Here is a 19,886-nt window from a genome sequence, read left to right on the forward strand (position 1 = left end):
TGTTCTGGCAACTTGCGTGACAATCCGGGGTCTTAGGCCGCGTGGTGAGTCGGATCACGCGCCGGGGCCCTTGAAAGAACCACTCTTCCGGACGGTCCTGCAGTACCGCACCGGGGAACAGACACCAGAAATTGTCAGGGGCCATAATGACGAAGTCGAAATCTGCCGGCGGCAAGCTGAGCATCTCCAACCTGTCCTTCACGCTGAAGTTCATGACTCCGGCCGCCGTCGCCACGGCGCTGATCGTCGCGCTTGCCTTCGGCGCCGTGACCGTGATGAACACGCAGGGTAAGGCTATCGAAGCCATCAATACCCAGAGCCTCCCCGCCGTTCAGGCCATGGGCGACATCAAGTCGGCCATCAAGGAAGCCAATGGTCAGCTCTTCCGCGCCATGACCGATCAGGCTTCGGGTGCCGGTACCAATGCCGATCAGAAGGTCGCGCTGGTTGTGCAGGATCTGGGGAAGATCGAAGCCAGCCTCAAGACCATGGCGGCGGCCACCACCGATGCCGAAAAGAAAAAAGACCTTGAGAACCTCGGCAAGGAAGTGAAGACCTATAAGGAGGCCGTCGAATTTGCCGGTTCCGTCATGACCGTCGACTTCCCGTCGGTGGCTCCGCTGATGTCGCAGTTCGACGACGGCTATGCCAAGATGTCGCAGATCTCGGACAAGATCATTGCCGGTCAGGTCGCCAAGGCCAAGGCTGATGCCGAAGCGGCCCGCGCGGCCCAGACGGCGGGCATCTCGCTCCTGACCATCTTCGCCGCCGTGATGGCCGTCCTGTCCTGCGGTATCGCCTTCTTCTTCTCGCGCGCCACGGTGACCGGGATCAACCGCATCGCCAAGACGACCGAAGAACTGGCACGTGGCAATCTGAACGTGGACATTCAATCGCTCGCCCGTGGCGACGAACTGAAATCGGTCGTCGATAGCCTTAACGTCTTCAAGGCCAATGCCGAAGAAAAGCTGCGTCTGGCCGAAATCGAAGCCGCGACGATGAAAACCCGCGAAGAGCGCGCCCGTCAGATGTCGGAACTGGCCGAACGCTTCCGTCACGAGGCTCAGGACATGCTGGACGCCCTGTCGGCAGCCGCTTCGGACCTCGATGCCAACGGCCGCACCCTTCTGACCATTGCGCAGGAAAACGAGCGCCGCTCGCAATCGGCGGTGTCCTCGATCCGCAACTCGGCTGACAATGTGCAAAACGTCGCCTCGGCAACCACCGAACTGTCGGCCTCAATCGGCGTCATCGGTGATCAGGCCGTCCGCTCGGTGGAAATCGCCGCCGAAGCCGTGTCGGAAGCCGACAAGACTAACGAGTCGATGGTCGAACTGAGCCGTGCGGCGGATCAGATCGGTGAAGTCGTCGATCTCATCAACGCCATCGCTCAGCAAACCAACCTCCTGGCGCTGAACGCCACCATCGAATCGGCGCGCGCCGGTGAAGCCGGTAAGGGCTTTGCGGTCGTGGCCTCGGAAGTGAAGTCGCTGGCCCAGCAAACCGCCAAGGCCACCGACGAAATCCGCGAACGTATCAAGGACATCCAGACGGCGGCCCAGAACGGCGTCTCGGCCATCCGCGGCATCGGTGCGACGATCAAGCACATGAACGAAATCGCTTCGTCCATTGCCGACTCGGTGCACCAGCAAGGCGACGCGACGAACGAAATCGCCCGCAATGTTAACGAAGCCTCGGACGGCACCACCACCGCCTCTTCGTCGGTATCGCAACTGTCGGCTTCGGCCGCCGATACGGAAAAGGCCTCGACTGAAATGCTGGGCGCTGCCCGTCAGCTGACGCAGCGGACGGAAGCCATGAGCGAGAATATCCGCCGCTTCCTGTCCGAACTGACCGCCGCCTAAAGCCGGCGAAACGTCCCAGACTAAGAAACCCCTCCGGAGGCCCCTCCGGAGGGGCTTTTTCATGCCCTCATGCCAACTGAAAACGTTTTGAGCCGTAAAAATTTGCCGCGACGCACAATAGATTCACCGGCAATTAAACACTCATAGGTATATTAAACTCGCGCTATCCAACGCATCCTGTATTCCTCCTCCCGATGGGCCGAATGCCCAGTGTTCATTCAGAAAGAGTATTAGTCGTGAAAGCCGTTATCTTCTCCGCTCTCGCCCTGACCGCCCTCGCCGCTCCGGCCTTTGCCGAGTGTGATGAAGCCCAGGAAGCCGCCGCCGGTAAGGCGATCGCGGCCGCCACCTCAGCCGCCGTGTCGAAGGCCGTGGCCATTGAAGGCAAGCAGATGGTGAGCCTGAATACCTGCGATGCCGCGGGCAAGACCGCGGTAGCCGAATTCAAATACAACTTCCTCGGTGCCGGCGGCCTGTACTGGGTCGAAGGGACGGCCAAGTACAACGGTTCGGCCGTTACCGAACTGAAGCTGAAGCGCCTGAGCCCGAACCTGGCCGCCGCCGAAGCCAAGGCCGGCATCAAGCTGGCGTCGAACTAAGCCTGCAAGCGCCGCCGGGCAGCTCGCAATCGGGTTCCCGGCGGCCTTTTTTGCGCATCGCGTTCATATTTTTTCGCCCCATTTGCGCTGTTAAGGTTTGCCCCTTATATTTCAAGTGATTGAAATAACGGAGTTAACCTCTGTAAAAATTTCTTAACTTCCTGTTTAACTTAAGATTATTCATTATCTTGTAGTGTGTAGCCATCCTGAAGAACCTCAAGGAGCTACAAAACATGATCAAGAAAAGCCTGATGATTGCCGCCGTCGCCGTTCTGGGTATGACGGGCGCCGCCCAAGCCACCGAGTGCGACGATTCGCAACAGGCCGAGGCGGGCTCCACCCTGGCTGGTCTTGCCAAGGCCGCCGTGTCGAAGGTCGTCCCGGTCACCGGTAAGCAGATGGTCAACGTCAATGCCTGCGACGTGCGCGCGGGTACCTACGCCATCGAATTCAAGTACAACTTCCTCGGCGCGGACGGCCTGTACTGGGTCGAAGGCACCGCACGCTTCGGCGCGGGCGGTTCCAATCCGTCAGTGAAGATCACCAAGGCATCGCCGAACATGGCCGCTGCGGAAGCCAAGGCGGGCGTTAAGCTGGCCGCCAACTAAGTCGTCTTCCGACGTCTGAAAAAAGCCCTCCGCGATCACTCGCGGAGGGCTTTTTGCGTTTACGGTTTGCGTCACGCTCTATTTGACCGATCGCTCTATTTACGCCCGAAGGGTCTGAAATCCTGCGGCCGGCTCTGTATCGGCCCGGATTTGGGCTTCTGGCCTAAAAATACCCCGCCGAACAGGGCGAACGAAGTCATAGCGTGTTGTTTCTTTTCATTGTCGTTCATCACAATGCGCCTCCTTTTTCATGACAAGATGAACAAGAAGACGCGTCGCAAACTCTCAGGGGACTCTCACCTCTCTCAGCCGTCGTCGCGTCGGATATCAATATTGCACGGAACGCAGAAATGCACAATAAACATTCCGTAACCGGAGTAAAAAATGGATTAAAAGCTTCTTATGTATCGGAATTAATTGCTTTATTTGTTTTTTGAAAGATAATTTTTCATACCAAATTCGTCCGAACACGCCCCATTCTGGCGATTCACGATAAAAAAACCTTATCCCCCTAGACTGCGATCAGGCCGGAAAAGACCGGCGGCCCTCAACGGGCGACCCGGAAGCGGTGGTTGGTGAAAACGTCATGCTGAAATCTGCCTTTATCCTGGGATGCGCCATCACCAGCGCGGTGGCGACGGGCCTGCTCGTGGTTCGGCATGAAGGCTTCACCTCGCGTGGGGACGAAACCGCCATCGTGGCCCAGACCTCTCAGAGCCAGAGCCTGTCCTCACCCAGCAGCATAGGCGGGGTTACCGCCATACCCAAAGCGGCGGACGGCCACTACTGGGCCGAAGCGCGGGTTAATACGACGACGGTCAAGTTTCTGGTCGATACCGGGGCCTCGGTCGTCGCTCTTACGCCGCAGGACGCCCGCCGTCTGGGGATCAACCTGAACACCCTCACCTACGATCAGGACGTCACCACGGCCAGCGGCAAGACGCAGGCCGCGCGTGTCGTCATCGACCATATGCAGATCGGCCAGAGCCAGATGGACAATGTCGAAGCCCTGGTTATTCCCGACGGCCTGTCCAGCTCGCTTCTGGGCATGAGCTATCTGGGACGTCTCAGCCGCTTCGAAGCCACCCAGGGCAGCCTTATCCTGCGTCCGTAAGACTGGCCGCATAGGCTTCGCGCCGCGCCTGTGACGCAGCCATGGCATCGCGTACGGCGTCGATGGCCTGATCCAACACCTCTATACCCGCTCCGGGTCGAATGGACTCCACGGTCAGGATGCGCCGGAAGGCCCGCGCCCCCGGGAGACCGTGCATCAGACCCAGCATATGGCGCGTGATGGCCGGCAAATGCACCCCGGTGGCTAGTTGTGCTTCCATATAGGGGCGATAGGCCTCCAGCGCCTCGAACGGCCCCACATCGCCCTCTGCGCCAAAGATGCGCCGGTCCACCTGCCCCAGCAGGGCCGGTTCATGATAGGCCGCACGGCCCAGCATGACGCCATCGACGTGTTTCAGATGCGTCTCAGCCGCCTCCAGCGTGCTGATGCCGCCATTGATCGAGATCGTCAAATCCGGATAGGCGCGCTTTAGGGCATAGACCAGCTCATAGTTCAGCGGCGGGATGTCGCGGTTTTCCTTGGGCGACAGGCCCTTGAGCCACGCCTTGCGCGCATGGACGATAAAGGTCCGCACTCCCGCCTGGCGGCAGGCTTCGACCAGCGCAAACAGGGCCGTCTCTTCGTCCTGATCGTCCACCCCGATGCGGCATTTAACGGTCACGGGCAGCCGGGTCGCCTCACCCATGGCCTGCATACAATCAGCGACAAGCTGCGGCTCACGCATCAGACAAGCCCCGAACGACCCCGACTGCACGCGATCGGACGGACAACCGCAGTTGAGATTGACCTCGTCATAGCCCCAGTCTTCGGCGATCTTCGCGCAGGCCGCCAGTTCATCCGGCTCAGACCCGCCCAGTTGCAGCGCCACCGGGTGCTCGACTTCGGAAAAACCCAACAGCTTCTGACGGTCGCCATTAATGACCGCCCGCGAGGTTACCATCTCCGTATAGAGCAGCGCGCCCTTCGTCAGGGTCCGGTGAAAAGCCCGGCAATGCCGGTCCGTCCAGTCCATCATTGGGGCAACGGAAAATTTAAACGCTTGATTTTTGGTCATCCAACTCACTCAGGGCCTCTCGGCGAACGCCTCGGCATCCGCAATCCCTATTTCCCCCCATGGTAACGCCAGTGCGCACAGACTGCACATGTTTTATTGGGAGTGAGGAGTCCGAAGGCGCGTAACCGGTGTGCTGTCGCGCGCGCGGCTCAGATCTGAGTGGCCGACTCGCGCACGATGAGGCGGTGCGGCACCACTTCGAAGCCGAATTCCTGACTTTCCACGCCGTTCAAGACCTCGATCAGCTTTTCGACGGCCCGCGCCCCGATCTGGCGGATCGGCTGATGGATGGTCGTCAGGGGCGGCCACACCACTTCAGAGACGGGCGTATCGTCAAACCCAACCACGGACAGGTCAGCGGGCAAGCTCAGGCCCATACGATGCGCCGCAAACAGCGCGCCCGTAGCCATGTCGTCATTGGCGCAGATCAGCGCGGTCGGGCGTTGCGGCCCCTTCAGCAAGTCAACCGACTGATCGGCACCTGAGCGGAAGGTAAAGTTGCCGCGAGCCGTCGGCATGGCGTCCGGCGAGAGGCCGGCTTCGCCCAAAGCGCGCCTGTATCCGGCATAACGGCTTTCAGCCGAGGTGTGGCTTTCCAGACCCTGCAGGAAGGCAAACCGCCGATGACCGAGCCCCAGCAGATAACGGGTGATTTCATACCCGGCCACTTCATCGTCCATGCCGACGCCGGCCATTTGACGGCGCAATCCATCGCCCGGCGAAACCGCGACATGCGCAATATTTTGCCGCAGCAGGGCCTGATGCAGGTCCGCGTCATCGGAAAAGGGCGGGGTCAGTATGACCCCGTCGCAACGGCGCGAGGCGATGAAATCGATGATTTTCTGCACCCGGTCGAGGCTGTGCTGATTCACGCCGTGCATCAGAAGCTGAAAACCCGCCGGCGCGCAGGCCCGCAGCGCGCCCAGCTCCAGACCCGAATAGTAGTAGGAGTTTGGCTCCGAATCGAGATCCGAGGCATGGATCAGCGCCAGGAGCTGCGAACGCCCCCCCGCCAGAAAGCGCGCCTGCGCATTGACCTTATACTGAAGCTTTTCGACCGCTTCCAGTACGCGCATACGGACTTCCGGGCGCACATTCGGCCCGTTATTGAGTACCCGTGAAACCGTGGTGCGGCCCACACCTGACAAGGCCGCGACATCATCGATCGTCGGTTTCGCCTTTTTCACCCGCACCTCTGCAAAGACGCCCCCCTCAACGGGCGGTAATGGGCCTCTTTACATCAGAAATTTTCGAAACACGCAATTGCCCGGATACGGTATAAATTTTTCTCTAGCGGTATGGAGCTGACGGCACACTTAGAGCCGTGACCGCCTTATATAAGGCTCCCGCGTCAGTGCTGGAACTTTATACGCAATTAAAGCCCGGCTATTTAATCGGCCTGCGGCGCAAGCCAGCCCGCCTGACGCAAATGCACCACGGCCGAGCGGGCAACCGGAGCGGTTAGGCCGTTGCTCAGGTGCAGTCGCATGGCGCGCGGCGTACCCTCAATAGCCCTGACCGCGTGGCGCGCCACCCACCAGGACCGATGCGTCCGCAGCCCTTCGATCTCAAGCTTGGCGATCGCCTGATGCAGCGGCATCAGCATCAGCTGTGCGCCCGTGGGCGTATGGACGCGCACATAGTGGTCTTCCATCTGAAGCGCCAGCACATCCTTCGGCAGGGCGGCGGGCGGTTGCGAGCCTGCGGGGATGGGTCGTGAGGCTTTGCTGCGCTGAAGTGCCCACACCACGGCAACCATCAGCCCGCCGATCAGCAGGGTCTGGCCGTACCACAGGACCGGCGACAGGTCGAAGCGGTGCAGCTCCGGCCACAGCCAGAAGGCCGCCGTGCGGGTCAGAAAGGCCTGAAACAAACTGACAAGCCCAAAAGCGACGGCCAGCAGACTGAGGCTTTTCGTTCCGCCGCCGGGGACGAGGCGCCTGACCGCCCACAGGGTGCCCCCGAACAGCGCCGCGCCCACCAGCATCGACACCACCCAATAGGCTATGCGCTTGTCGAGGCCGGTATTCAGATAGCTGCCGAACGGCCCTAGCACCCCCAGTACCAGTCCGGCGACAGTGGCCACGGCGGCCCACTGTGCGACGGGGTTACGGCTCAGGCGCATCAGGCGGGTGGAAAGCGAAGGCAGCATCAGGGCTCAGAGGATAGCGGTTTATGACACTATAGCGGCCTGTAGCACCCACCGCCAGAGTGCCCAGTCGCCGGACCACGTATCCGTTTGCCCATTGGCGAATGACGGCTTTACGCGCTGTGCAAGGCGGTTACAGCCGACGGGTCAAACGGAGGTTTCTCATGCGCTGTCGCCTTTTATTCGCTCTCTTTATTTTGCTCGCCGCCCTTGGGGCGGTTGCCCACGCGGACACTGCACAGGTAGGGTTCCGCAAGACCGCCACGGCTGAGGGCGTCGAGGTAGGCATATGGTTTCCCGCCAGCGGCACGCCTGTCCGGCAAAGGCTGGGGCTGTACAGCCACCAAGTCGTGCCCAATGCCGCGCCCCTGCCCGGCGCGCATCCGCTGATCGTCATATCGCACGGCACCGGAGGCAGCTTTTCTGGTCATGTCGACACGGCGGTGGCCCTGGCGAAAGCGGGCTTCGTCGTAGCGGCCCTCACCCACCCGGGCGACAACTGGCAGGACAATAGCCGCGCCACCCGGATCGAGGACCGCCCGAAGGCGCTCAGCCAGCTCATCACCTATATACTGAACGAGGCACCGGAGCGCGGCGTCATCGACCCGCAGCGCATCGGGGCCTTCGGCTTCTCAGCGGGCGGGTTCACGGTTCTGGCCGCTGCCGGCGGGCGTCCGGACTTTGCGCGCCTGATCCCGCATTGTCAGGCGCATCCGGCCTATTTCGATTGTCAGATGATCGCAAGCCATCCGCGCCCGACCACCGCCGTTCCCGCGCCTGCGATGCCCGCCGATACGCGCATCAAGGCGCTGGTCGTGGTGGCCCCGGCCCTCGGTTTCACCTTTGCCGAGGGCCTGAAAGACCTGCGCCTGCCCGTGCAATTGTGGCGCGCTGATGCCGATGAGATTCTGCCCGCGCCCGACTATGCCGACGCGGTGCGTCAGGCCCTGCCGCAACCGCCTGAGTTTCACGCGGTGCTCAGTGCCGGGCACTTCGATTTCCTCGCCCCGTGCGTGGACGTCAATCTGGCCCCGCACATCTGCAAGAGCCGGGCGGGCTTTGATCGCGCGGCCTTCCACGACGCCTTTAATGCCGAGGTGGTGCGCTTCTTCAGCCAATCTCTGCGATAAAGTCGCGCTCGCGATAATCGAACCTCGCGAAATCGGCGGGCAAGCCTTCGCCCGACGTATCCTGACAGGCCATGCCGACAAAGGCGCCGGTAAAGTTAGGCGCCCCCGGCACCGTGGCCTCGTCCGACAGGACACTGGCGTCGAAATGCCCGTCGATCCACGTCCAGTCAGCGTCCGCCGCCAGCCGAAAGGCAAAGCGCAGGCGCTCATAATCGACCTCGGCGCGCAGATGGATCGGACCATCGGCGACGGGATAGAGGGCGCTGAAAGCGTCACTCGTGGTGGAGTCCGGCAGGGCCGACATGACCCGCACGTGCCGCCCGACTTGTTCATCTTGGGTGACGTGCAGATAGTGATACTTGCTGCCATTATAGTAGCAGACCAGCCCCGCCGCCTGCTGATAATGGCGCGGCTGATAGTCGAGCACGGTTTCCACCGAATAGCAGAAGCCTTGCTGACGGCGCGCCACCAGCGCCTGCTCAAACAGGCTACCCAGGGTTTCGCGTCCATAGAGCCGCAGATGGCCCGGGCGGTCACTGAGGCTGAACAGCTTTTCGGGATAGGGTGAGCGCAGCCACTGGAAGTCTATGGGCAGATCCGGGCCATTGAAATCGACAGGGGTAGGCTCAAAGACCTCACCGACCGGCTCCGGGCTTTCGGCGATCAGCAGGGGCAGGCCCTGCCCGTCCAGCGTGCGCAGCCAGCCGGCTTCGTCCCAGCGCATCGGCTGGATGGCCGTTTCGCGCCCCAGCACACAACGCCCGCGATTGGGCAGGGGCCGCCCGCACAGATAGACCAGCAGCGGCGTGCCGTCGCGCGCTTCGACCAGATCACCATGACCGGCGCGCTGAAGCGGGCTGTCCGGGCGCAGGCGGCTGGAGAGAATATGCGTTTCGGGGTGCAACTCATAGGGCCCGGCGAGGGTCCGCGACCGGGCCATAGTCACCGCGTGGTTCCAGCCCGTACCGCCCTCCGCCGTGATCAGATAGTACCAGCCGTCGCGCTTATAAAGGTGCGGCCCTTCGGCCATGCCGAGCGACGTGCTCTCGAAAATCACCTGACGCTCACCGATCAGGCGCTGCGCAGCGGGGTCGTATTCCTGCAGGACGATACCGGCGAACCGCACGTGGCCCGGCCGATGATCCCACAGCATATTGATCAGATATTTGCGCCCATCATCGTCGTGGAACAGCGACGGATCGAAGCCGCTGCTGTTGAGATAGATGGGGTCGGACCATTCGCCGTCGATCGTGGGACAGGTGACCAGATAGTTGTGGAAGTCGCGCAAGGACGCACCGCTTGCCCCGCCGACTGTGGTGCGGCCATAGCGCTTCACATCGGTATAGATGAGGTAGAACAGGCCGTTATCGTAGGTCAGACACGGGGCCCAGACACCGCAACTATCGGGCGCGCCACGCATGTCGAGCTGCGCCGGGCGGCGCAAAGGCCGGGTGATCAGCCGCCAGTGAATCAGGTCACGCGAATGGTGGATCTGCACGCCCGGATACCATTCAAAGGTCGAGGTGGCGATGTAGTAGTCGTCGCCCACGCGCACGATGGACGGGTCCGGATTGAAGCCCGGCAGGATGGGATTACGGATCACGTTGCAGGCTCCGGCGTACTTTTCGGGGCGCGGACCAGCGTCCACAGCACCACCGCGGCGATCAGGTCGAGCAGACCCAGTATCACAAAGAAGGGCTCATAGCCGATCGTGCTGACCAGCGCGCCGATGGCGAGGGAGAACAGCAAGACCCCAAGATTGGCGAAGGTCCCGGCCATGCCGGTCACCGTGCCCACCTCGTTCTTGCGGAACAGGTCCGAGGACAGGGTGATCACCGTCACCGACAGGGTCTGGTGCGCGAAAGCCCCCAGACACAGCAAGCCGATGGCGACGAAGGGACTTTTGACCCAGCCGACAAACATGATGCCGGTCATAAGCACCGCGCCCAACGTGAACACCCATCGGCGCGCGTCGATCAGGCTGATGCCGCGCTTTTGCAGCCACAGCACCACCGCCGGGCCGAACAGGCAGCCGATATCGGCAAAGACAAACGGCAACCAGGCAAACAGGGCAATCTCTTTCAGATCAAAGCCGCGCGCCGTCGAAAGATAGAGCGGCATCCAGAAGGTCAGCGTCCCCCAGGTCGGGTCGGCCAGAAAGCGCGGCAGGGCAATGCCCCAGAAGTTGCGCTGCCCCAGAATTTTCAGTGGTGACGGGCGCGCCGCCGTGGCCTCCAGATGGCGCTCCTGACCGTCGCGGATATAGGTGCGCTCGCCGTCCGAAATGGCCTTATGCCTGTCCGGCGACTGATAGAAGAGGAGCCACAGGACGACCCAGACCAGAGCGATGACGCCGGTAATCACAAAGGCGGCGCGCCAGTCATAATAGAGGATGGCCCACACCACTAGAGGCGGGGCCAGCATCGAGCCGAACGACGCCCCTATATTATAGATACCGCCCGCCAGACCGCGTTCCTTCGCCGGGAACCATTCGGCGACGACCTTCAGGCCGCCCGGGTGCGCCACCCCTTCGGCAAAGCCTAAAAGCCCGCGCAGCATGGCCAGTCCCTGCCAAGTACCGGCGAGGCTGTGGGCGATGGTGATAATCCCCCACGCCGTGGCAAACAGGGCAAAGCCGATGCGCAAGCGGATCAGGTCGAGTATGTAGCCCGCAACCGGCTGCATCATGATGCCCAGTTGAAAGGCACTGGTGATGTAACTGTATTGCTGCGGCGTCAGGCTCAGTTCCTGCGTCAGGGTAGGGGCGGCGACGCTCAGCGTGCTGCGCGTCAGGTAATTGATAATGGTGCCCAGCATCACCAAAGCGATGATCCACCAGCGCAGATGCCCGACCCGTTTGAGCATCACCTACTTCGCCTCATAGGCATAAGGGCCGATCAGGGTGCCGACAAAGCCACCCGCCTTGCGCGTAGACAGGAAGGTGATATCGACGTCGCGGCTAAGGGTGCGGGTCTGACCATCCGCCGTATAGTCCGCCGCCAGACGCCCGCCGTCAAAGCGCAGAGTGAGGGTGACATCGCGCGCCGTCAGCGGAGCCGCAGCGATCAGCTTGTCTGCAGCGGTGTTTTCACGGGCATAAAGAGCGATCTGCGGCTTGCCGTCTATGCGCGTCAGGCCGAAGAACAGCCAGGCGTCATCGTTTTGCAGCGCCGCCAGTCCGGCACGGTCGCCGTCTTTTTCCGGGCTATAGCGGAGGGTGGTGGAGACGGTGGCCACGTGGTGCTGCTGACGGTGGGCGATGAAGGCCGGCGTCCCTTTCAGGTCGCCGAGCGCCGCCCCAGAATTGAGCACCAATGCCCCCTTGTCCAGTCGATAGACGGGCGTGCGCGGCGTGCGCACCCCGATCCAGGACAGGGGCAGGCTCTTGCCGTCAAACTCTTCGCTAAAGCCGAAATCGCCATTGACCGGCTGAGCCGGGGCGGGCTGCGTCGGCAGGTTGGGCTTTTTCCCCGTAAAGGGAATGGCCTTGCCGTCTTCCAGAATGACCGGCCAGCCGTCCTTCCACGTCACGGGCAAGAGGAAGGTTTCGCGCCCGATATTGTACAGGTCCGGACCATAGGGCCGCGTGGCGAGGAAGGTCGCCCACCATTCGCCCGTCTGGGTCTGCACCAGCTTGGCATGACCGGCGGAGGTCACGGGGTTTTTGCGCGCCGGGTCCAGCGTGCGCTGGCTGAGGATCGGGTTTTTGTCGTAGGGGACAAACGGTCCGCGCACGCTTTTGGCGCGCAGTACCACCTGCGAATGCTGATCGCCCGTACCGCCTTCGGCCGCCGTCAGGTAGTAGAAACCGTCCTTGCGCAGAATATGCGGCCCTTCGATCCAGATGGGCTTTTTGGAAATATCGACGCCGCCATTTACGATCTGCGTGCGCTCACCGACCAGTTTCAGCGCCTTATAGTCGAATTCCTGCACCCAGATGGCGCGGTGGCCGTCATAGCGCGGCGTCTCGTTCGGCGCGCCGTTGTTGACGATATAGGCCTTACCGTCCTCATCCCAGAAGATCGAGGGGTCGATGCCTTCGAAATCGAACCACACCGGGTCCGACCACGGACCCGCCGGGTCTTTGGCCGTGATAACGAAATTGCCTTTGCAATCCACGCAGGTGTTGACGATGTAGAACAGGCCGTCGTGATAGGAAATATCCGGCGCGAAGACCCCGCGCGACACCTTCAGCCCGTCGAAATTGAGTTGTTCCGGGCGGCTGATGGCATTGGCGATCTGCGTCCAGTGGATCAGGTCTTTGGAATGGAAGATGGGCAGACCCGGAAAGTGCGTGAAGGACGAATTGACGAGGTAGTAGTCGTCGCCGACGCGCGTCACCGACGGGTCGGGATAATAGCCCGACAGGATGGGGTTGAGATATTCCCCCGGCCCCGCCTTCGCCTGCTCCTGAGAGCGGCCCTCATAGGTGAATCTCTCAAAGCGCGCCGGCTCTGCCAGAGCCGGTAAGGACAGGCCCACAGACAGGGCGGCGGAGAGGGCAGCCAGATATCGCATGTCGGTCTCCTATCTTTTCGGGGCGGCCTTAAGCGCAGCGGCAATGGCGTCGCGCAGGGGCTTGGGGCGGTACTGGGCGTCATAGGGGGTCGGGCGCTGCGGCGTCTTGTCGGTGCGCGGCGTCCAGCCCTGAAGCCAGCTATGGTTATCGCTCATGCCCCAGCACAGGAACTGATCCAGTTGCTTGTAAGAGAACATCAGGTCAAGATAGTCCTTCGCCGCTGCGGCCACCCCGGCGTCACGCGCCGCCGTGTCGGTCGGCAGGTCCTTGTCATTGACGTCGAATTCGGTGATCAGTAGCTTGTAATTCATGCCCACCGCCCCGTCGATAAAGGCGCGCCACTGTTCGTGCTGCGCCTCCTTGATGTGGCCATCATTGCCGATATGGCTCTGGATGCCGAAGCCATCGACCGGGACATTCTTCGCCCGCAGGGTTTCCAGCAGCTTGAGCACACCCTTGCGGTGCGTCTCGTTGCCACGCTCCCAAGACATATAGTCGTTATAGACCAGTTGCGCCTTCGGGGCATATTCGCGAGCCGCCTCAAAGGCGATGCGGATACAGTCAAAACCCAGCGCCTTGGTGAAGGGCGTGTCGCGGATTTCGCCGGTCTTGGGGTCGATGGTTTCGTTGACCACATCCCACGAAATGATTTGATCACCATAGTGGGTGCACACCCGCTTGATATAGTCGCGCAGATAGCGTTCGGCCTCGCGCGCCGGGTTTGACCCAAAGTCGATATCGAGCAGCCACTTCGGCATGAACTCGACCTTGTTCCACAAAAGGGTGTGGCCCCGCATCTTCATACCGTTGTCGCGCGCAAAGCTGGCGATGGCGTCGCCCGGTGCGAAGTTGAAGCGGTCCGGCTGAGACGAGATGACATAGACCTTCAGCTCGTTCTCCGGCACGATCAGGCCGCACTCCGCCTTGAGGATATCGAGATACGGGGCCTCACTGATGCGGGCGCTCAGGGCCGAACCGAACAGGATTCCCTTTTCGGCGGCCAGAGCCCGCAGCGACGGGCCGGTGGCGGCAAAGGCGGTAGGGGAGACTATCGCCGGAAGGGCGGCAGCGCTCAGGCCCGCCAGCACGTGGCGGCGTGTCGGAAGTGGATTAGGCATTTGTGTCCCTGCACGAAGCTTGTTTTTATGTTAACGCTAACAAATCACGGTTCCGTCGCGCCTGTCAATCGGCATGACGCTTCACATTTCGCTGACGCCGCACCCAAAACCCCCGCGATCCTTGTCCAGCAAAGCGCGATTGACCGGATAACTCAGACTATTATAGTGCGCCAAAACACAGATAACAGGAAACGCTCATGCCCGCCCGCCCCTTGTCTGCCCGCCGGGTGCCTACCGCGCTGATGGCCGGCCTCGCCCTTCTCGCCCTGCCCGCCCTGGCACAAACCCCACCCGCCCAGACCCTGCCAAAGACTACGGCGGCCACCACATGGACGCCGGACAACGGCAATGGCACTTTTACCAACCCGTTGTTTAACGACGAATTTTCCGATCCTGATATTATCCGCGTCGGCGACGACTACTATATGACCGGCACCACCATGCACACCATGCCGGCCCTGCCGGTGCTTCATTCGAAGGATCTGGTGAACTGGCGGCTGCTCGGCTACGCACTGGACCGTCTGCAGATGGGGCCGGAATACCGCCTCGAAGGCGGCAGGGACGCCTACGGTGCCGGCATCTGGGCTCCCGCCCTGCGCTATCACAACGGCACCTTCTACATCTTCTCCAATATCAACGGTTACGGGATACAGGTGTTCACGGCGACCAATCCCGCCGGGCCGTGGATGCATAAGTCGCTCGACAGCAAGATTCACGACCTGTCGGTGCTGTTCGACGACGATGGCAAGATCTACGCCGTCTACAGCTATGACGAAGTGCGACTGGTCGAGTTGAAACCCGATCTGAGCGGCGTGGTCGAAGGCAGCGAACGGGTCATCATCCCGGCGGGCAACGCCATGGGCGAAGGCCACCATTTCTACAAGATCAAAGGCAAATACTACATCATCAGTGCCAACTATGCGCCGGTCGGACGTATGCAGGCGGCGCGCTCAGACAGCCCGTTCGGCCCCTATGAAACGGTGACGATCAGCGCACGGGAGACCATGGGCACACAGTTCGGCTGGCGCACCCAGGGCGTCGGGCGCAACCTGCCCGCCCCCGGCGACAAAATCAGCGTTTCGCCGCCCCCGCCGGGCGGCAATGCCTTCGGCGCCGATCCCCTGCATCAGGGCGGGCTGGTCGAACTGCCCAATGGCGACTGGTGGGGCTTTTCAATGATGGATGTGAAGTCGATGGGGCGCACCACCTTCCTGTCGCCCGTCACCTGGCAGGACGGCTGGCCCTATTTCGGCCTGCCCGGCAATCTGGGGCGCAGCCCGCGCACCTGGCTGAAACCCGCCACAGGGGCCACAGTCGCCCCGACGCCGACCTATCAGCGAAATGACGACTTCTCTGGCCCGAAGCCGCAAGCGATCTGGCAGTGGAACCACGTGCCGGACGACCGCAAATGGTCGTTGTCAGAGCGGCGCGGCTATCTGCGTCTGCACAGCCTACCCGCCCCCCACTTCCTGCTGGCCCGCAACAGCTTGACCCAGCGCGTGATCGGGCCGGAATCGACGGCAACGACGACGCTGGATGCCAAAGGGCTGAAGGACGGCGATTTGGCCGGTCTGGGCCTGCTCAACATCCCCTACTACTGGCTGGGTGTAGTGCGTGACGGTCAGGCCTATCGCCTGCGCTTCTATGATCAGTTGACCAACAAAACCATTGAGGCGCCCCTGCCGGGACCGCGCGTGCAGTTGCGCGTCAGCGGCAATTACGACACGGAGCTGTCGCAGTTCAGCTATTCCACCGACGGCAAGACCTTCACCCCGATCGGCGGCGACGTGCGCACCGCCTATCAGTTGCGCACCTTTCAGGGTGTGCGCTACGCCCTGTTCGCCTTCAACGAAAAGGGGATGACGGGCGGGCAGGCGGATTTCGACGATTTCCGCGTCGATGAGCCTCTGGCCGACCGCTCGCAGAACATTCCGGCGGGCAAGGTCGTGACCATCCGCAACTTCGCCAATGATCAGCCGATGTGGGCCAATCCGCACGGTATGCTGCATTTTGCGGCCAACGGCTCGAAAGAGGCCGCCGGACCCGGCGTCCGCTTCCGCGTCCACGATCGCGGGCAGGGGCGCGTGGCGCTGGAGGCCATGGATGGCAGCGGCTTCCTGACCGTTGTCGGGCTTGGCCTGTCGTCGGACGTGCGGCTGATGAAAACGGAAACGCCAGACAGCCTGTTCCAGTGGCAGGACATGCTGCGCAAACAGTTCATGCTGATGTCGCTGCGCACGCACCGCTATCTCGGCCTTGACGTGCGTACCGGTGAGCCCTACGCCGCCGACTGGCCCGGTGCCGATCCCGACCGCAAGGACGGCACGGTGCTGGTGTGGGAAGAGGTAAAGTAACACGAAATCCTTTTGGAGATCAGGCCACATGTCCCTTGCCGGTATTGTTCTTTGCGGGGGGAAATCGCGGCGCATGGGCGTGGACAAGGCGGGCCTGATCTTCGACGGCCGGACGTGGCTGGAGATCGCCGCCCACACCCTCACGGCAGCGGGGGCAGACCGCATCCTCTACAGCGGGCGGCCCGACCTGCCCGGCGGACTGGCCGACCCGACACCCGGCAGCGGTCCGGCGGGCGGGGTGGTGGCCGCCCTGCGACAGGCCCGCCTGTATTCCAATCAGGTCCTGTGTGTGCCCGTCGATATGCCGCAACTGTCACCCGACGCCCTGCGCCGACTGGCGGCACAGCCCGGCATCGGGGCCTGTTTCGAAGGTGAGCCTCTGCCCTTCGCCCTCAGACTGACGCCCGCTATCCTCGCGATAGCCGAGGCCTGCCTTTCTGCGCGAGGCGCGCCGTCGATACGCGCCCTTCTGCATCAGGTGGGCTGCGTCGAAATTCCGACCCCGGCGGGACTGAAGTTGCGCAACCTCAACACACCCCAGGACCTCGCGTCGCTCAAACCCGACGGCTGAGCATAATCCCTATCGCGCCTTTACGGGTGTTACCGGCAGTAGAAGGGCCTGCCTTCGACCGGACCTCCGCTGGATGGACTTAAGCCCCCTTGTTTCCCCCGCCCTCATCAGCGCGCTGATTCTAGCCGGGGCCCTCGTGCTGTTCGTCACCGAACGGGTGCGCCACGACCTGATCGCCGTGCTGGCCTTGTTGACCGGACTGATCACCGGGGTCGTCAAGCCCGATGACGCCTTAAGCGGCTTCGGCGACCCCGCCGTGGTGGCGGTGGCCGCCGTCCTGATCGTAGGTCGCACGCTGGAACTCAGCGGCGTGGCGGCCAGGCTGGCGCGCTACATCATGTTCGGTAAGGCGACCTACAGCCTGCAAATGGCCATGCTGATGGCCGTAGGTGCGCTATTGTCGGCCTTCATGAACAATATCGCGGCGCTGGTCATCGTCATGCCGCTGGGGGCCGAAATCGCGCGTCAAAACAAGAAGGCGGTCGGCACCATCCTGATGCCGCTTGCCTTTGCCACCATTATGGGCGGCATGATCACCCTGATCGGTACCCCGGCCAATATGATCCTGTCGTCGGTGCGCGAAGAGCGGCTGGGGCAGGGATTCGGCTTCTTTGCCATGGCACCAGTCGGCATCGCCGTGGCCGTGGTCGGCATCGTCTATCTGGCCGTCATCGGGTGGCGGCTGCTGCCGCCGCGCCGCGGCACGATGGAGGGCCACGCCGCCCCGTGGAAGGTGTTTGAACTGACCCTCACCCACGCCGTCGAACTTAGCCGCCACGCCCTATCGAAGCAGCTGCACACCAGCCGCACGCGCCTCCTGCGCCTTATCCGCCGCGACAAGATCCTGGACTGGCCGCAGGAAGGGCGTCTCAAGCGCGGCGACAAGATACTCCTTTTGTCGCGCTACATGCCGGGCGACGTGGCCGACAGTCTGGAGGTCAAAACCGCCGCGCCCCTGCCGGCCGAGCATGAGGTGACGGCGCACATGGTCGTGGCGCACGGCTCCCCTATCATCGGCGAACGTTACGATGCGATAACCCACCGCAGCGGCGGTGCGCTGAATGTCACGGCCGGCGGCCCACGCGCCGCCCGCCTGAAACAGCCGCTGGGGGGGATTATTCTGCAAGGCGGCGATCAGTTGTTTATCCGTGGGCAGGCCGCCGATATTGCACGCTTCGGTACGCAGCAACGCCTGCTGGAAATCGACCGCGCCGACACCGCACCCGTCAATATCCGCGCGGCGATCCAGACGGTCGGCATCTTCGTGCTGGCCATCGTCGTGACCGTGCTGTTCGACGTGTCCCCCGCCCTGACCTTTCTGGCGGCGGCCGCGGCGATGGCGGCCCTGCGCCTGATCCCTGCCCCGGAAATCTATAAGTCCATCGACTGGAGCGTCATCGTCCTTTTGGCGGCCATGATCCCGGTGGGACAGAGCTTTGAAAGCTCAGGCGCGGCGAAAATGGTCGCCGATGCACTGGCGGGCGGGCTTCAGGGCTCGCCGCTGATCGTCTGCATCGCGGCGGTCTCCGGCCTCACCCTGTTTCTGACCATCCTGCTCAATAATGTGGCTACGGCCCTGATCATGGGTCCGCTGGCCATTCAACTGGCGCAGATCCTCGACGTGCCGCCCGACGCTCTGCTGCTGGCGGTGCTGGTCGGCACCTCCTCGGACTTCCTGACGCCCATCGGCCATCAGAACAACCTGCTGGTCATGGCACCGGGCGGCTATCGCTTCACCGACTATGCACGGGCGGGCGCGCTGCTGGCGGTGCTGGTCGTGGCCACCACCGCCGTCATGCTGAACGTGCGCTTCGGTTAACCCAAAAGCTCCCTGCGCACGATAGCCGCCCCGGCGCCCAGCGCCCGCAGCTTGGCCATAGCGACCTCCCGCGACAAAGGGGCCATGCCGCAATTGGTACAGGGATAAAGCTTGTCGGCATCGACAAATTGCAGGGCCTTGCGCAGCGTCCCGGCCACCTCTTCAGGCGTCTCAATAACAGAGCTCGCTACGTCAATCGCTCCCACCATCACCTTCTTGCCGCGAATCAACTCGATCAGGTCCATTGGCACACGCGAATTGTGACATTCCAGCGAGATGATATCGAGGCTGGAGGTTTGCAGTTTTGGGAAGGCCTCTTCATACTGCCGCCACTGCGAGCCCAGCGTCTTTTTCCACTCGGTATTGGCTCTGATGCCATAGCCGTAGCAGATGTGCACCGCCGTCTCGCACCTTAAGCCCTCGGCGGCCTTTTCGAGCACCGCCACGCCCCAGTCATTGACCTCATCAAAGAAGACATTGAAGGCGGGTTCATCGAACTGGATGATATCAACGCCGGCGGCCTCCAGCTCTCTGGCCTCCTGATTGAGTATCTCAGCGAACGCCCATGCCAGTTTTTCGCGGCTCTTATAGTGGGTATCAAACAGGGTATCGACCATGGTCATCGGCCCCGGCAGCGCCCACTTGATCGGTTGCTTCGTCTGCTGGCGCAGGAACCGGGCGTCTTCGACAAAGACCGGGTGTGGGCGAGAGACCGCTCCCACCACTGTCGGCACACTGGCGTCATAGCGGTCGCGAATCCGGACCGTTTCGCGTTTTTCAAAATCGACCCCGTCGAGGTGCTCGATAAAGGTGGTGACGAAATGTTGGCGGGTCTGCTCGCCATCGCTGACGATCTCGATACCGGCCTGAAGCTGATCGTCCAGCGCCAGGCGTAGGGCATCGCGCTTGCCCTCTATCAGGGCGTCGCCTTGCAGTTTCCACGGCGACCACAGGGTCTGCGGCTGCGCCAGCCACGACGGTTTCGGCAGGCTGCCGGCAGTAGAGGGGGGAAGAAGGAGCGTCAT

General features: G+C 62.3%; 17 protein-coding genes. 8 read left to right on the forward strand and 9 right to left on the reverse strand.

Features of this window, described 5'->3' with window-relative positions; all coding sequences use genetic code 11:
• The first annotated feature begins 146 nt into the window (after positions 1–146).
• The 3 genes from PQU94_RS07235 (at position 147) to PQU94_RS07245 (ending at position 3,072) form a co-directional block, all read left to right on the forward strand.
• The gene (locus PQU94_RS07235; RefSeq protein WP_272740792.1) at positions 147–1,865 is read left to right on the forward strand and encodes a methyl-accepting chemotaxis protein; all 1,719 of its coding nucleotides are present in this window, start codon (positions 147–149) and stop codon (positions 1,863–1,865) included.
• 236 nt (positions 1,866–2,101) lie between these two features.
• Positions 2,102–2,464: a hypothetical protein gene (locus PQU94_RS07240; RefSeq protein WP_272740793.1), complete on the forward strand. Its 363-nt coding sequence runs from the start codon at positions 2,102–2,104 to the stop codon at positions 2,462–2,464.
• A gap of 233 nt (positions 2,465–2,697) precedes the next feature.
• Positions 2,698–3,072: a hypothetical protein gene (locus PQU94_RS07245; RefSeq protein WP_272740794.1), complete on the forward strand. Its 375-nt coding sequence runs from the start codon at positions 2,698–2,700 to the stop codon at positions 3,070–3,072.
• A gap of 95 nt (positions 3,073–3,167) precedes the next feature.
• On the opposite strand, the gene PQU94_RS07250 is transcribed toward PQU94_RS07245, so the two are convergent.
• A complete protein-coding gene (locus tag PQU94_RS07250) occupies positions 3,168–3,305 on the reverse strand; it encodes a hypothetical protein (protein ID WP_272740880.1) in 138 nt (45 codons plus the stop codon).
• A gap of 353 nt (positions 3,306–3,658) precedes the next feature.
• Between PQU94_RS07250 and PQU94_RS07255 the strand changes: the two genes are divergently transcribed.
• A complete protein-coding gene (locus PQU94_RS07255) occupies positions 3,659–4,186 on the forward strand; it encodes a TIGR02281 family clan AA aspartic protease (protein ID WP_272740795.1) in 528 nt (175 codons plus the stop codon).
• Here PQU94_RS07255 and dusA read toward each other — a convergent pair.
• The 3 genes from dusA to PQU94_RS07270 form a co-directional block, all read right to left on the reverse strand.
• Positions 4,170–5,201, reverse strand: a complete 1,032-nt coding sequence (gene dusA / locus PQU94_RS07260; RefSeq protein ID WP_272740796.1) for a tRNA dihydrouridine(20/20a) synthase DusA — start codon at positions 5,199–5,201, stop codon at positions 4,170–4,172. The two genes, PQU94_RS07255 and dusA, sit on opposite strands and share 17 nt — an antisense overlap.
• 149 nt (positions 5,202–5,350) lie before the next feature.
• Entirely contained in the window at positions 5,351–6,388 is a 1,038-nt protein-coding gene (locus PQU94_RS07265) for a LacI family DNA-binding transcriptional regulator (RefSeq protein ID WP_272740797.1), read from the reverse strand.
• 203 nt (positions 6,389–6,591) lie between these two features.
• Positions 6,592–7,353 carry a LytTR family DNA-binding domain-containing protein gene (locus PQU94_RS07270; protein WP_272740798.1) on the reverse strand — a complete coding sequence of 254 codons (762 nt, stop codon included), beginning with the start codon at positions 7,351–7,353 and terminating at the stop codon, positions 6,592–6,594.
• 161 nt (positions 7,354–7,514) lie between these two features.
• On the opposite strand from PQU94_RS07270, the gene PQU94_RS07275 reads away from it, so the two are divergent.
• The gene (locus PQU94_RS07275) at positions 7,515–8,480 is read left to right on the forward strand and encodes an alpha/beta hydrolase family protein (RefSeq protein WP_272740799.1); all 966 of its coding nucleotides are present in this window, start codon (positions 7,515–7,517) and stop codon (positions 8,478–8,480) included.
• Here PQU94_RS07275 and PQU94_RS07280 read toward each other — a convergent pair.
• Genes PQU94_RS07280 through PQU94_RS07295 form a run of 4 tightly spaced genes read right to left on the reverse strand, consistent with a single transcriptional unit; the run spans position 8,461 to position 14,117 of the window.
• Positions 8,461–10,083: a glycoside hydrolase family 43 protein gene (locus tag PQU94_RS07280; RefSeq protein ID WP_272740800.1), complete on the reverse strand. Its 1,623-nt coding sequence runs from the start codon at positions 10,081–10,083 to the stop codon at positions 8,461–8,463. The genes PQU94_RS07275 and PQU94_RS07280 overlap by 20 nt on opposite strands.
• The gene (locus PQU94_RS07285) at positions 10,080–11,345 is read right to left on the reverse strand and encodes an MFS transporter (protein WP_272740877.1); all 1,266 of its coding nucleotides are present in this window, start codon (positions 11,343–11,345) and stop codon (positions 10,080–10,082) included. The genes PQU94_RS07280 and PQU94_RS07285 overlap by 4 nt, the downstream gene beginning before the upstream one ends.
• 3 nt (positions 11,346–11,348) lie before the next feature.
• On the reverse strand, positions 11,349–12,998 hold the full coding sequence (locus PQU94_RS07290; protein WP_272740801.1) for a glycoside hydrolase family 43 protein: 1,650 nt from the start codon (positions 12,996–12,998) through the stop codon (positions 11,349–11,351).
• Between the two features lie 9 nt (positions 12,999–13,007).
• A complete protein-coding gene (locus PQU94_RS07295) occupies positions 13,008–14,117 on the reverse strand; it encodes an endo-1,4-beta-xylanase (RefSeq protein ID WP_272740802.1) in 1,110 nt (369 codons plus the stop codon).
• Between the two features lie 197 nt (positions 14,118–14,314).
• Between PQU94_RS07295 and PQU94_RS07300 the strand changes: the two genes are divergently transcribed.
• The 3 genes from PQU94_RS07300 to PQU94_RS07310 all read left to right on the forward strand — a co-directional run bounded on the left by PQU94_RS07300 (position 14,315) and on the right by PQU94_RS07310 (position 18,861).
• Entirely contained in the window at positions 14,315–16,471 is a 2,157-nt protein-coding gene (locus tag PQU94_RS07300) for a glycoside hydrolase family 43 protein (protein ID WP_272740803.1), read from the forward strand.
• Positions 16,472–16,499: 28 nt separating this feature from the next.
• Complete coding sequence (mobA, locus tag PQU94_RS07305) at positions 16,500–17,042, forward strand: molybdenum cofactor guanylyltransferase (protein WP_272740804.1); 543 nt, start codon at positions 16,500–16,502, stop codon at positions 17,040–17,042.
• A gap of 73 nt (positions 17,043–17,115) precedes the next feature.
• Entirely contained in the window at positions 17,116–18,861 is a 1,746-nt protein-coding gene (locus PQU94_RS07310) for an SLC13 family permease (protein ID WP_272740805.1), read from the forward strand.
• Here PQU94_RS07310 and PQU94_RS07315 read toward each other — a convergent pair.
• Positions 18,858–19,886: a methionine synthase gene (locus PQU94_RS07315; RefSeq protein ID WP_272740806.1), complete on the reverse strand. Its 1,029-nt coding sequence runs from the start codon at positions 19,884–19,886 to the stop codon at positions 18,858–18,860. The genes PQU94_RS07310 and PQU94_RS07315 overlap by 4 nt on opposite strands.

Origin of the sequence: Asticcacaulis currens (assembly GCF_028550395.1) — a bacterium.
GTDB lineage: Bacteria > Pseudomonadota > Alphaproteobacteria > Caulobacterales > Caulobacteraceae > Asticcacaulis > Asticcacaulis currens.

What these genes read in the sequence shown, in the direction of transcription:
- PQU94_RS07245 (WP_272740794.1), top strand. Translation starts at nt 2,698, where the DNA reads ATGATCAAGAAAAGCCTGATGATTGCCGCCGTCGCCGTTCTGGGTATG.
- PQU94_RS07295 (WP_272740802.1), bottom strand. Translation starts at nt 14,117, where the DNA reads ATGCCTAATCCACTTCCGACACGCCGCCACGTGCTGGCGGGCCTGAGC.
- PQU94_RS07235 (WP_272740792.1), top strand. Translation starts at nt 147, where the DNA reads ATGACGAAGTCGAAATCTGCCGGCGGCAAGCTGAGCATCTCCAACCTG.
- PQU94_RS07290 (WP_272740801.1), bottom strand. Translation starts at nt 12,998, where the DNA reads ATGCGATATCTGGCTGCCCTCTCCGCCGCCCTGTCTGTGGGCCTGTCC.
- PQU94_RS07300 (WP_272740803.1), top strand. Translation starts at nt 14,315, where the DNA reads ATGCCCGCCCGCCCCTTGTCTGCCCGCCGGGTGCCTACCGCGCTGATG.
- PQU94_RS07270 (WP_272740798.1), bottom strand. Translation starts at nt 7,353, where the DNA reads ATGCTGCCTTCGCTTTCCACCCGCCTGATGCGCCTGAGCCGTAACCCC.
- PQU94_RS07255 (WP_272740795.1), top strand. Translation starts at nt 3,659, where the DNA reads ATGCTGAAATCTGCCTTTATCCTGGGATGCGCCATCACCAGCGCGGTG.
- PQU94_RS07315 (WP_272740806.1), bottom strand. Translation starts at nt 19,886, where the DNA reads ATGACGCTCCTTCTTCCCCCCTCTACTGCCGGCAGCCTGCCGAAACCG.
- PQU94_RS07285 (WP_272740877.1), bottom strand. Translation starts at nt 11,345, where the DNA reads ATGCTCAAACGGGTCGGGCATCTGCGCTGGTGGATCATCGCTTTGGTG.
- PQU94_RS07275 (WP_272740799.1), top strand. Translation starts at nt 7,515, where the DNA reads ATGCGCTGTCGCCTTTTATTCGCTCTCTTTATTTTGCTCGCCGCCCTT.
- mobA (WP_272740804.1), top strand. Translation starts at nt 16,500, where the DNA reads ATGTCCCTTGCCGGTATTGTTCTTTGCGGGGGGAAATCGCGGCGCATG.
- dusA (WP_272740796.1), bottom strand. Translation starts at nt 5,201, where the DNA reads ATGACCAAAAATCAAGCGTTTAAATTTTCCGTTGCCCCAATGATGGAC.
- PQU94_RS07310 (WP_272740805.1), top strand. Translation starts at nt 17,116, where the DNA reads ATGGACTTAAGCCCCCTTGTTTCCCCCGCCCTCATCAGCGCGCTGATT.